The organism is Myroides sp. ZB35 (genome assembly GCF_001865835.1).
In the GTDB taxonomy this organism is placed as follows: Bacteria; Bacteroidota; Bacteroidia; order Flavobacteriales; family Flavobacteriaceae; genus Flavobacterium; species Flavobacterium odoratimimum.
Genome location: NZ_CP017769.1, coordinates 2,919,002 through 2,932,149, shown reverse-complemented (window position 1 = coordinate 2,932,149; position 13,148 = coordinate 2,919,002). Strand labels below are relative to the sequence as shown.

At 30.8% G+C, this 13,148-nt stretch carries 14 protein-coding genes; 10 read left to right on the top strand and 4 right to left on the bottom strand.

Going from position 1 to position 13,148, the window contains the following annotated elements; all coding sequences use genetic code 11:
• The first annotated feature begins 83 nt into the window (after positions 1-83).
• From BK054_RS13035 to BK054_RS13000, 8 genes are all read left to right on the top strand, one after another.
• On the top strand, positions 84-929 hold the full coding sequence (locus tag BK054_RS13035; RefSeq protein ID WP_006261066.1) for a substrate-binding domain-containing protein: 846 nt from the start codon (positions 84-86) through the stop codon (positions 927-929).
• A 23-nt stretch (positions 930-952) separates the two neighbouring features.
• A complete protein-coding gene (locus BK054_RS13030; RefSeq protein ID WP_006259040.1) occupies positions 953-1,897 on the top strand; it encodes a transglutaminase-like domain-containing protein in 945 nt (314 codons plus the stop codon).
• 8 nt (positions 1,898-1,905) lie between these two features.
• Positions 1,906-2,292 carry a DUF423 domain-containing protein gene (locus tag BK054_RS13025; RefSeq protein ID WP_006259041.1) on the top strand — a complete coding sequence of 129 codons (387 nt, stop codon included), beginning with the start codon at positions 1,906-1,908 and terminating at the stop codon, positions 2,290-2,292.
• Between the two features lie 99 nt (positions 2,293-2,391).
• Complete coding sequence (locus tag BK054_RS13020; protein WP_006261065.1) at positions 2,392-3,522, top strand: redoxin domain-containing protein; 1,131 nt, start codon at positions 2,392-2,394, stop codon at positions 3,520-3,522.
• A 136-nt stretch (positions 3,523-3,658) separates the two neighbouring features.
• Entirely contained in the window at positions 3,659-4,774 is a 1,116-nt protein-coding gene (locus tag BK054_RS13015) for a TlpA disulfide reductase family protein (RefSeq protein WP_006265185.1), read from the top strand.
• A gap of 107 nt (positions 4,775-4,881) precedes the next feature.
• Positions 4,882-5,376, top strand: a complete 495-nt coding sequence (locus tag BK054_RS13010; RefSeq protein WP_006259044.1) for an RNA polymerase sigma factor — start codon at positions 4,882-4,884, stop codon at positions 5,374-5,376.
• A gap of 12 nt (positions 5,377-5,388) precedes the next feature.
• Positions 5,389-5,991 carry a hypothetical protein gene (locus BK054_RS13005; protein WP_006259045.1) on the top strand — a complete coding sequence of 201 codons (603 nt, stop codon included), beginning with the start codon at positions 5,389-5,391 and terminating at the stop codon, positions 5,989-5,991.
• A 51-nt stretch (positions 5,992-6,042) separates the two neighbouring features.
• Positions 6,043-6,984 (top strand): LysR family transcriptional regulator, encoded by a 942-nt coding sequence (locus BK054_RS13000; protein ID WP_006259046.1) that lies wholly within the window; start codon positions 6,043-6,045, stop codon positions 6,982-6,984.
• Between the two features lie 57 nt (positions 6,985-7,041).
• Here BK054_RS13000 and BK054_RS12995 read toward each other — a convergent pair whose 3' ends face one another.
• From BK054_RS12995 to BK054_RS12980, 4 genes are all read right to left on the bottom strand, one after another.
• Positions 7,042-7,764 carry a response regulator transcription factor gene (locus BK054_RS12995; RefSeq protein WP_006259047.1) on the bottom strand — a complete coding sequence of 241 codons (723 nt, stop codon included), beginning with the start codon at positions 7,762-7,764 and terminating at the stop codon, positions 7,042-7,044.
• A 7-nt stretch (positions 7,765-7,771) separates the two neighbouring features.
• Entirely contained in the window at positions 7,772-9,280 is a 1,509-nt protein-coding gene (locus tag BK054_RS12990) for a sensor histidine kinase (protein ID WP_006265184.1), read from the bottom strand.
• A 144-nt stretch (positions 9,281-9,424) separates the two neighbouring features.
• Positions 9,425-10,012 (bottom strand): dephospho-CoA kinase, encoded by a 588-nt coding sequence (coaE, locus tag BK054_RS12985; protein WP_006265183.1) that lies wholly within the window; start codon positions 10,010-10,012, stop codon positions 9,425-9,427.
• 10 nt (positions 10,013-10,022) lie between these two features.
• Complete coding sequence (locus BK054_RS12980; protein ID WP_071307355.1) at positions 10,023-11,015, bottom strand: glycosyltransferase; 993 nt, start codon at positions 11,013-11,015, stop codon at positions 10,023-10,025.
• 145 nt (positions 11,016-11,160) lie between these two features.
• On the opposite strand from BK054_RS12980, the gene BK054_RS12975 reads away from it, so the two are divergent.
• Together BK054_RS12975 and tsaE are read left to right on the top strand one after the other, a co-directional pair.
• Positions 11,161-12,717: a PglZ domain-containing protein gene (locus tag BK054_RS12975; protein ID WP_006259051.1), complete on the top strand. Its 1,557-nt coding sequence runs from the start codon at positions 11,161-11,163 to the stop codon at positions 12,715-12,717.
• A gap of 2 nt (positions 12,718-12,719) precedes the next feature.
• A complete protein-coding gene (gene tsaE, locus BK054_RS12970; RefSeq protein WP_006259052.1) occupies positions 12,720-13,139 on the top strand; it encodes a tRNA (adenosine(37)-N6)-threonylcarbamoyltransferase complex ATPase subunit type 1 TsaE in 420 nt (139 codons plus the stop codon).
• The last annotated feature ends 9 nt before the right edge of the window (positions 13,140-13,148 follow it).

The window sequence follows — 13,148 nt, the reverse complement described above, 5'->3', positions numbered from 1 at the left end:
GTTTTTTTTGTTTTACTCTTAAAATATTATCTAAAAAATGCCCTATTTTACTATCTTAGCATAAAAATGTAGTACGATTTAAAATGGCAAATGTAAATATTATCGGAGTGCCTGAGCACTTCAACCTACCGTGGCAATTATGTATAGAAAATGGTGAATTCGAAGAACTTGGCATAAATTTAAAATGGACAGACATACCTGAAGGTACAGGTAAAATGTGTCAGATGCTAAGAGATAAAGAAACAGATCTCGCTGTTATACTTACTGAAGGAATTATAAAAGATATATCTGAAGGAAATCCAACAACTATCATACAAGAATATGTAGCCTCTCCTCTACAATGGGGAATACATGTAGCACATAATTCTCCATATCAAAAAATAGAAGACTTAGAAGGCAAACGAATTGCTATCAGTAGATATGGATCTGGTTCACACCTTATGGCAATTGTTCATGCAAAAAAGATGAGTTGGGATATTGATAATCTTGAGTTCGTTATCGTCAACACTTTAGATAATGCAGTAGAAGCGCTAACTAAGGGTGAAGCAGACTATTTTATGTGGGAGCATTTTATGACTAAACCAATAGTTGACCAAGGAATATTCAGAAGACTAGGTGACTGTCCTACTCCTTGGCCTTCGTTCGTATTAGTTGCGAATAATGAATTCCTAAATAAAAACAAAGGATTAATTGACAATCTACTGGAATGTATTAATGCTACTACAGAAGAGTTCAAAATGATTCCTTCTATTGACCGTACATTATCTAGTAAATATAATATCAATATAGATGATGTTAAAGAATGGCTAAGTATGACTAAATGGTCTCAAAGACAACTGTCAGAAAAACACTTTAATAAAACACAAGAACAATTAGTAGATTTAAATATAATCACTAATACTATTAAATACAGCGAAACCGTTTTATAATATAGTTTTGACCTTAGACTACGATGAGTAATAATACAGAATTACCGGATAAAGTTTCTGAAAAAAGTTGGCTTAAGTACTTGAGAGTCCCAAAACCTTGGGACAATATCATCATACTTATACTTAACGTACTGATCACTATTCCTATTTTTATTATTATTCATCAAAATATAGATGACCCGAACTGGCCATACCAACTAGATCGTATCATTCTATTTTTATCTATTGTAGGTATACTGCAGTTCTTACTTCAAAAGATGAAATTAGTCTTGAATATGCTGATTATCATTTATTTGATTGTTCTTATTGTAAATTCTTTCTTTGGAGGTTATGGTTATAATGCTGTTTTTGAAGACTATAAAGTTATGATCTATGCGATGGCAGAAGATCCTAAACCGCAAGATCTTATCATTTCTAAGCTACTCCCTTTTCCTAATAAAAGTAAAATAATCCCAGCGATAGAATATGATAAACCTATAGTAAGGAATTATGCTTTAGCAACTACACGTAAACACTTTAGCAATATTCCAAATACTCAACATTACAGACAAATAGTACAATCTTTAGCTATTTTTAAAGAGGTACGTACGAAGTGGAATTATGTAAATGACCCTAAGGGTAGAGAATATATCGCTACGGCATCAGAATCATTACAGCATTTCTCAGGAGATTGTGATGACTATTCTGTATTAATGGCAGGACTTCTCAGAGCTATAGGCGCAACCCCAAGATTGATACATACTAAAGAACATATGTATCCTGAACTACTAATCCCAAATAAAGGAGATCTAGAACAGGTAATCTACCTTATTAAAGAAGTTCTTTTTAAAGAAGAAAGTAAAGGTAAAGAGATACATTATCACATAGACGAACGTGGTCAAATATGGTTAAACATGGATTACACCGCTAGATACCCTGGCGGACCGTTTATGTCAGAAGAAATATTAGGACAACTCACTTTTAATTAAATAAATATATGGAATTAGTTAATACAACACCCCTCATAGCAGGCTCAATATATGGCGCACTAGCTATTATATTTGGTGCCTTTGGAGCACACGCTCTAAAAAAACATATGACTGCCGAGCGCTTAGAGAGCTTTGAAGTAGGCGTAAAATATCAAATGTACCACGCTATCCTATTACTAATCTTAGGATTAATGCCTGCACATATTCATATCACAAGAGCAGTTAATATCATCATCATTGGTGTATTCTTATTCTCTTTCAGTATTTATGGATTAACCTTAAGTGCTACATTTAAGAAGAAAATAAAAATACTTGGCCCTATAACTCCTTTAGGAGGAGTGTGTTTAGTAATTGGTTGGATAATGCTGTTAATTCAATTCATAAAACTTTTATAGACTTTTTTAGGCTGATTTTAGCTTAATCTAGTTTTTTAAGTATATTTGTTCATATAATGCAATTATAACTTGTATTTCTAATACTAAAAAACAAAATCGATGAAAAAAATTTTAACAGTACTTGGAGCTGTAGCTGTACTAGCTTCATGTAACAAAGAAGCTACTGGTTATACAATCAATGGTGAAACTAAAGGTCTAACAGATGGAACTAAAGTATATATTGAGAAAATTGATATTGCAACTGGTAGTACAGTAGCTATTGACTCTACTGAAATTAAAGACAATGCATTCACCTTCAAAGGAGCTGCTGAAAGTCTAGACCAAAACTTCTTTTCATTTGGTAAAGAACCAGGAAAATTACCTTTCGTTTTAGAAAATGGTAAAATCGTTGTTCAATACGATAATGAAAAAGCAGAAAACAGTAGCGTAACAGGTACTAAAAACAATGATGAATATACAGCATTCACTAAAAAAGTTGACGAATTAGAGCGAGCTTTAGTCCAATACCAAGGTGATAACCAAGAGGCTTTTAAACAAGCTAACGAAGCTCAAGACCAAGCTAAAAAAGATGCTATTATCAATGGTTATATGGCATTAGCAGAAAAGTATGATGAGTATGTAGAAGATTACATTGATAATAACGCTAATTCATTAACTACTTTAGTCTATTTATCAAAAACAGTTGGTTCAGGACAATACATCAAAGAAGAATTAGTTGAAAAATTCAATAAATTTGATGAAACATTAAAGAACACTACTGTAGCAAAAGCTTTTAAAACAGCATTAGACGCTATTCCTGATGCTAAAGTAAAAATTGGTGACAAAGCTCCTGATTTCAGTGCTCCATCTCCAGAAGGAAAAGAAATTTCTTTAAAAGAAAGTTTAGGTAAATTAACTATTATTGATTTCTGGGCATCATGGTGTGGTCCTTGTAGAACAGAGAATCCTAATGTAGTAGCTCTATATGAAGAATACCACCCTAAAGGATTAAACATCATTGGTGTTTCTTTAGATAAGGATAAAGCAAAATGGATCGAAGCAATTGCTAAAGATAAATTAACTTGGAATCAAATCTCTAACTTAAAGTTCTGGGAAGAGCCAATCGCTCAAAATTATGAGGTACGTGCTATTCCAGCGACATACCTTTTAGATGAAAATGGTGTAGTAATCGCTAAAAACTTAAGAGGTAAAAAACTTAGAGCTAAAGTTCAAGAAATCTTAGACAAATAAATATCTACTTAAGATATAGAAAATAAAAGGGTTATAGAAGTTTCTATAACCCTTTTTTAATACTCTAATATCTCCGTTATAATCAGTAATATTTTATTATATTTAATCTTTACAAATTATATTAAAAATACATCCAATGAGAACACTACCTTTAGTAATTATAGCCTTTCTATTAATGAGTTTTACTATAAAAGATAAAGGTTTTCTAATAAAGGGAATAACAAAAAACATTTCTGAGGGAGAAATGATCTATTTAAAAGTTTTAAATCCTGAAACTAATAATTTTGACGCAATAGATTCTGTTCGTTTAAAAAACAACTCATTCGAATTTAAAGGTAACACAACTTACCCTACTTATGCACTATTAGAGTTATCTGAAAACGTTACGGAATTAGTAGTTTTAGAAAATGGTATTATTAATTTTCAATATGACTATAATGATGATCTAAGCACCTCTGCTATTGGTACAAAAAACAATAATGAATTAAATGCTTTTCACAATAATATAAAAAGAGTACAGAAAGAAGCTAATGCGTATAGAGATACGAATCAAGATATCTTAACACAAGCTATAAAAGATAATAACAGAGAAGTTCTTGAAAGGTTATCAAATGAATTTAAAGTCTATGTAAAAGACATTAATGACATTATCACAAATCAACTAACTCAACATAGCAATTCATTCACGTCTTCTGTAATTTTATTTCAGCGAATAGACAATAAAAATATAGATACTAATGAGGCTAAATTATATTATAATCAACTAGCTGATAATATTAAGCAATCTAATATAGGTATAGCTATTAAAAACCTATTAGACAATTCTGCTGCCAATACTTTAGTAAAAATTGGAGATAAAGCGTTAGACATCTCAGGTAAAGATCCTAATGGAGAAGTGATTTCACTATACGATAATCTTGGTAAAGTGACCATTATTCACTTCTGGGCTCCGTGGTGTCCTGCATGTCACGAAACACTGCCTACCATAAAATCTATTTATGAAAAGTATCACGATAAAGGCTTGAACATCTTTAGTATTGCCTTAGATGATAATAAAGAGGAATGGATAGAAAGTATACAAAAGGAAGGTCTTAATTGGCTTCATATCTATAATCTTTATGAAATTCAACTACAATATGGAGTTAAAAATATTCCAACAGTATTTGTTTTAGACGAGAATGGAACTGTAATAGATATTAACCACTTAGAAGTAGACTTTGACCAATTACTTACTAAATATTTAGGAAAATAATATCTTCGCTCATGTTCTAATAATTATCCTAAACTGATTACTCTATAACTAAAAATATATTTTTTAAAAATATTGTAACAAATCGTAACATTAGACTACTTATAGGCATGAACAAACATTTGGAACAAGAATTCGTTGCTCTTTTGGATAAGAATCAAAACCTTATCCACAAAGTCTGTCGACTATATACAGTCGATGAAGCAGCTCATAAAGACTTGTTCCAAGAAATCTCTATTCAACTATGGCACGCTTACCCAAAGTTTAGAGGAGATTCTAAGTTCTCTACATGGGCTTATAGAGTAGCATTAAATACAGCCATCTCGTTATATCGTAAAAAAACAAGAGAACTAAGCACCATACCTTACGATAGTACATTTTGCAAATTTGAATATTCCGAATACAATTATCAAGAAGAAGAGCAATTAAAACTAATGTATAAAGCTCTTCAACAGCTAAACGATATTGAAAAAGCATTAGTATTCATGTATTTAGAAGATAAGAATTATGAAGAAATAGCAGAGACATTAGGTATTAGTGAAGTCAATGCTAGGGTAAAAATGAATAGAATAAAAAGCAAACTTAAAAAGATATTAAATCCCTAGAGGCAATAGAATATGAAGGAGTTAGATTTATTAAAAAAACACTGGAATAGCGACCAAAAATTCCCTAAGATCTCTACTGAAGAGATACAAAAGATGATACATAAGAAATCGTCTTCTATCGTCATGTGGATATTTATCATTAGTATAATCGAATTTATTGTATTAAATGGTTTTAGTTATTTATTCGGATCAGACGTAAATAGAAATGATATTGGCCCTATCTATGCTTTTATGATCAATAACTTAGATTGGTTATCATTAGGAATATCAGTGATATTTATTACTATTTTCTATTTAAATTATAAAAAAATATCTGTAGCTGATTCCACTAAATTATTAATGGAATCTATTCTAAAGACAAAAAAGACAGTTAACTATTATATCTATACTAACCTAATTATCTTCTTTATAGCTTTCATTATTATATTGATTGATATTCTGACACATGATGATAAGTTGACCTTACCTACGGCTTTAATTAGCGCAGTGATTGTTATTATTATATGTGGTGTATTTTTAGGATTACTATGGTTATACTACCGTCTAATCTATGGTTTATTAATCAAACGATTAATGAAAAACTATACGGAACTAGAGAAAATAGATTATGAATAAAAACATTTTCCTTTATTTTGCATAACTTAGACAAAATATTGGTTTTAAAGAATGACGATAACACAATTAATATATGTATTAGCAGTAGCAGAACATAAAAATTTCACGCTTGCTGCAGAAAAAACTTTTGTTACACAGCCTACATTAAGTATGCAAATCCAAAAGTTAGAGGAAGAACTCGAGGTACAAATATTTGACCGAAGCACAAAACCTATTCAGCCTACGGCTATCGGTCAAGTTATTATTCAACAGGCAAAGAAAATTGTCAATGAATCAGATCGAATTAAAGATCTTATTGATCTAGAAAAAGGATTTATTGGGGGAGAGTTTAAACTAGGAATGATACCTACTATAGCCCCTACTCTACTTCCTATGTTCCTAAAAACATTTCTAAATAAGTACAATAAGGTCAACCTAATTATAGAAGAATATACAACTGAAGAGATTATTCAGAAACTTCGCAATGGATATCTGGATGCTGCTATAGTTGCTACTCCCTTAGAAGAGTCTGACATTAAAGAAAGAGTTCTATTCTACGAACCATTTGTAGGATATGTTCCTGCAAATTTTAGACAAGAAATGGGAGCAGAACTTCATCAAGGAGACCTAGATCTAAGAAAGTTACTTTTACTACAAGATGGACATTGTTTTAGAGATGGTATAATCAATATCTGTAACAGCAAATCTACTGCAGAAAGCAAAAACTTTAAATTACAAAGCGGAAGTTTTGAAACTTTAATAAATCTATCTAAAGAAGGTCTAGGTTACACACTATTACCATACCTACACACACTTTCATTAAATCAAGATGACAAAAATAACTTAATACAGTTTGCTGATCCAAAGCCTGCTAGAGAGATTAGTTTAATCTATACAGACAACGAATTAAAGCTTCAAATTATTAATGCTTTATATGAGGTTATTTTAAGTATTATAAGAGGAGCAATAGCATTTCAAGACGTTAAAATTATTAGTCCGAAAAAGAATCAATAACTTTGACTTATATAAAATAAAAAAGGGAAGCAAATGCTTCCCTTTTTTGTGGCTTAATTAATTATTTTCTTCTTTTTCTTTCACTACAAGTCTAAATCCTTCTCCGTGAATGTTTAAGATTTCTACTGTTTCGTCTAATTTAAGATACTTTCTTAATTTAGCGATGTATACGTCCATACTACGAGAAGTGAAATAGTTGTCATCTCTCCAAATCTTAGTTAACGCTACTTCACGTGGCATTAAATCATTTTCATAAATTGCTAACATCTTTAACAATTCATTCTCTTTTGGAGATAATTTAATTGGCTCATCATTTTCAAAAGTTAAGAATCTCAACTTAGAATTTAAATGGAATTTACCAATTTGGAATTCGAACTTCGTATTATCTGTTTTAACTTCAGACGATTTTCTATGAATAATCGCTTTGATTTTCATTAATAATACTTCAGAATCGAATGGCTTGTTTAGGTAGTCATCAGCTCCTACTTTATAACCTTTCAATACATCTTCTTTCATTGACTTCGCTGTAAGGAAAATGATAGGCACCTCTTTATTTTTATCACGGATCTCCTTGGCTAGAGTAAATCCATCTTTATAAGGCATCATAACATCTAGGATACATAAATCAAAAGTATCTCTTTTGAATTTTTCGAATCCTTCCATTCCATTCTTAGCTAAAGTAACTTCGAAATCATTGATGGCTAAATAATCTTTTAAGATTGCACCGAAATTCGGATCATCTTCTACTAATAAAATCTTTTTGTTGTTTGTTGTTTCCATGTTATATTTAATTTATTAATGGCATTTTTATAATAAAGGTACTTCCTTTTCCTTTTTCACTCTCAACATAAACTTGAGAATTGTGTACCTCTACAATTTGTTGAACATATGCTAGTCCTAGACCATGACCTTTTACGTTGTGTAAATCACCTGTGTGCTCTCTGTAAAACTTGTCGAAGATTCTCTTCTGAGCCTGTTTACTCATTCCTACACCGTGATCCTGAATTTTGATTAAGATAAAATCTTTTACATTTTCAGTATACACATCTATAATTGGCACATCCTTAGAGTACTTGATAGCATTATCTAAAATATTTACTATCACACTAGTAAAGTGAAAATCATTTCCTAACACATCACTTCTACGAGCATCTAAGTTCAAGTTTATTTCTCCTCCTCTATCTTGAATAATTAATCCTACGTGATCTACAGCATTTTCTATCACTTCATGGACATCCATTGCTTCTTTGTCTACATTAAACTCACGTCGTTCTAATTTTGAGATTTGAAGAACATTTTCAACTTGCGCATGCATTCTTTTATTCTCGTCTCGAATCATTTTCAAATAACGATCAACTTTTTCTGGATCATTTATAACCTTTGGGTTTTTAATTGCATCTAAAGCTAAATTAATTGTTGCTATAGGCGTTTTAAACTCGTGAGTCATATTGTTGATGAAATCTGTCTTAATCTCAGATATTTGCTTTTGTTTAATCAATTGATTAATCGCATTCAAATATGCTGCGATAATAACCATCGTAAACAAAATTGACAATAGTGTTATCCCTATTAACGAAGAGAATAAATACTTACTCTTTTCTGGGAAAGTAATATACAGTTGGTATTTACTTCTATTCTCATTATCTGTGAAGATTGGCACTCCATAAGTAGAACCTTCCTCATAAATAAAATCTTCTGACTTAATCTTGGTTGATAATCCTTTGTTATAAATACCAAATTCAAACTTAGCATTAACACCATATTGTTTAAGCTCTTTCTCTAAGATCTCTCTCAATTTAGCTTTAGAAATCCTTTCATCTATACTTCTTAGAGCTACAATATCCTTAAAATAAATATCAAATTGTGCTTTATCTAAAATATCTAGATTACCAGATTGCTCTATAACCTCGTCAGGATAATTTTGCTTAAGACTACTTCTATCTAAATCATCTCCTTTATAAATCTCTGTTTTTCGTTTTGAAACGAAATTCTTGACTTTTAAACTATCTGCTTTCTTATCAAAGAACGAACTCTTTATATTATAATCTTCTAAAACTAAAATATTCGAGTATACTATTTGTTCATTAGTAGTAGGATTTCGTTCTACTATGTAATATTGTTTCAACTCACTTTGTTTAGGTGGCGTTCCTATACTATCTTTAAGTTGATTATACATTCTATAAAACTCCGTAGCTTCATTTTGTTGTAGTCCACTACCTACATTTCCTAATACTTGTTGTACATGATACTTAAACTGCTCTTCATTATTTCTATAAGAGCTAACTATCCAATACATTTGAACAATGATTATTCCTATAAGAGAAAAACTCATTATCCCTACTAAAAGTCGAAATTTGACCTTACTCATTATTTTTTCAAAATTAACATTAAAAAAAATACTCTACACGGCGATTAACATAAAATTAACAATGGTAATTGTTTAAATTTTGATTATTATATCATTAATTATCATTTCCACCTCTTTTTTTACCAAATCTTTATTAATATTAGTAATAACATAATCACTAAACGGTATTTTGTCAGAATCTTTCAATTGGTTCCTCATAATACTTTCTACGTTATCTAAAGATACTCCATCCCTTGCCATTACACGGGCTAAGCGTACTTCCTCAGGAGCTGTAACTAAGATAACTAAATCACATTGTTTATTCAAATTATTTTCAAAAAGAACTGCACTCTCCTTAATTACAAACGGAAAAGCGTCATTTTCCTCCTTCCAACGCTCAAAATCCTTCTTAACCTCTGGGTGTACAATTCGATTTAATTGATTTAGTAATTCTTTATTATCAAAAACAATTTCTCTTATTTTTTTGCGATCTAACACTTCTCCTATCTTAACGTTTTCTTTAAAGATAGATTGTACTGCTTCCACTACATCAGCCCGATCCATAATCTGTTTAGCTCTTTCATCTGCTATATAAATAGGAATCCCCTCTTCTGCAAACATATTAGCTACAGTGGTCTTTCCACTGCCTATTCCTCCAGTTAGTCCAACTATAAGTGCCATACCTTATATATTATTTAAAAAACATTTCTGGCATTCCGACTTCTGCTTCTTGTCTTTTTACAAATAAAATATAACTAGATTTCACAAAGCCTATACCGTAGCCGTAAAATTGTATAAAAATTGCCACAAGTGCTAATAAACTTATCTTAAAATTCTTCTCTTTTATTAAACAACCTAAAAAAACAAGCAAAAAATAAAAGATATAACATAAAATAAAAACAAATGTATAATATGTCATTATAATACTTAACAATAAGCCTGCCATAAATAAAGCTGGAAACCAATATGTTATCTTTGACGTTTCAGGATAACGTTGGTTTAATATCGGACGTGCCTTTCCAAACTTATTGACCTGAATAAAAAATTTATTCCAATCAATTCTCCTTTTGTGATAAACATAGGCCTTACTAAACAACTGAGTATCGAATCCTAACTTCCATAACCTAATTGTCAAATCAGGGTCTTCTCCAGGGTGTATTTTACCAAAACCACCACTAGCTAAAAAAGCTTTTTTTGAAATTCCCATATTAAAACTTCTCGGCTGAAACTTTCCTATACGTTCACTAGCTCCTCTTATTCCACCTGTAGTTAGAACAGAGGTCATAGAATAATTTATTGCTTTCTGTACATCGCTAAAACTCGCTAATGCCGCATCGGATCCTCCAAAACAGTCCACATACTCTTCCTTGAGATACTGATCCACTGTAGTTAAATACTCTTGTGGAATAATACAATCGGAGTCTAATACAATAAAGTACTCTCCCTTTGCTCGTTCCATGCCATAATTGCGCGAAGCCCCTGGCCCAGAATTCGCTTTATAATAATAAGATATCTCTAGTCTATCCTCATACTTACTAACAACAGCACGCGAATCTTCTTTAGACCCATCCTCTACAATTACCACTTCAAAAGCCTCCTTATATGTTTGCTTTGTCAAACTCTCCAATAACTCATCCACCTCGTCTGGTCGATTGTAAACAGGAATAATGAACGAAAAATACATTTATAATTTTTTATAATACAATCACAAAAATATCGTTAACTATTGTAATACGGAAATTCATTCCTATATTTATCAATACTATTTTAATCTAAAATCTCTTTTTATTATAATTAATAATATTCTTAGAGGTACTAAAACAACTACAATGAACAAAATTCATATATTATGGGTGGATGATGAAGTGGATTTATTAAAACCTCATATCCTATTTTTAGAAAAAAAAGACTATATCGTAACTACTTGTACTAATGGACAAGATGCTATAGATTTATTTAAAGAGAACCAATACGACATTGTTTTCTTAGATGAGAATATGCCTGGACTTTCTGGTCTTGAGACTTTAAATGAAATTAAAACCATCAAAAGCAATACTCCGATTATCATGATTACTAAAAGTGAAGAAGAGTATATCATGGAAGAAGCAATTGGTGCTAAAATATCTGATTACTTAATCAAACCTGTTAATCCTAACCAAATCCTACTTTCACTAAAGAAAAACCTAGATGACTCTCGTCTAATCTCCGAGAAATCTTCTCTTAGTTACCAAAAAGAATTTAGAAACATCTCAATGGATCTAATGCAAGCTAGAGATTATGAAGATTGGATCTCTATTTATAGAAAATTGCTTTATTGGGAACAGAAGTTAGAAAACATTGAAGATCAAAACCTATTCAATATACTAGACTCTCAGAAAACTGAAGCTAATAGTTTGTTTGGCAAATTCGTAGAAAAAAATTATGAGAGCTGGATTAATGATCCTGAAGACAGTCCTGTTTTCTCTCATCAAATATTCAGAAAATGGGTTGCTCCTGAATTAAAGAAAGAAGATTCTAAATTACTTTTTATTGTTATTGACAACTTAAGGTATGATCAATGGAGAGCATTCGAAGCAATCGTAACAAATCACTATAAAGTAGAGAGCGAGAACAGCTTCTTCTCTATTTTACCTACTGCTACACAGTATGCTAGAAATGCTATATTTTCAGGAATGACACCTCTAGAAATGTCTGAACAACTTCCACAATATTGGAAGAATGATACGGATGAAGGAGGAAAGAATTTGTTTGAGAATGAATTCCTACAACATCAATTACAAAGATTGAGATTAAATATTAAGAATGAATACCACAAAATCACCAATCTAAAAGAAGGAAGAAAATTAGCTGATAATTTCAAGGCTTTAAAAGACAATAAACTAATCACAATAGTATACAATTTTGTGGACATGCTATCTCATGCTAAAACTGAAATGGAAGTAATTAAAGAATTAGCTTCTAACGATAAAGCATACCGTTCACTTACTGTTAGTTGGTTCAGAAACTCTCCTTTGTTTGAAATAATTCAACAAGCACAGGCACTTGGATATAAGTTAATCATTACAACAGATCATGGTACAATTAACTGTAAAAATCCTTCTAAAGTTATTGGAGACAAAAACACTAGTTTAAACCTTAGATATAAAACAGGTAAGAGCTTGACCTTTGAGGCTAAAGATGTCTATCATGTTAAAGATCCAAAAAAAGTTCAATTACCTAACATTAATGTAAGTAGTTCATTTATTTTTGCAAAGAATGATTTCTTCTTAGCATATCAGAATAATTTCAATTATTATGCAGCTTATTTTAGAAACACTTACCAGCATGGAGGTATTTCTTTAGAAGAAATGATCGTTCCATTTATAGTATTAAATCCAAAAGTATAACAATGACTGAGATAGTTTTTTCTTTAAATCAAATTCAAGAAGTAGCTACTGATATATTAAGTAAGTTAAAACATCGCATCGTATTATTTGATGCACAAATGGGGGCAGGAAAAACCACACTTATTAAAGAAATAAGCAAACAGCTAGGTGTAGAAGACATGACGAGTAGTCCTACTTTTTCTATTGTGAATGAGTATCATTCTACAACTTCTAAAGACAGAGTATATCACTTTGACTTATATCGTTTAAACTCAGAAGAAGAAGCTTATGATATGGGAATGGACGAATATTTAGATTCTAATCATTGGTGCTTTATCGAATGGCCCGAAAAGACTCCTCATATTATTCCTGACGAACATGCTACAATAGAAATTTCTATTTTAGAAAATGGTGATAGAAAACTGATTTTGAATAATAATTAATAAACAGAA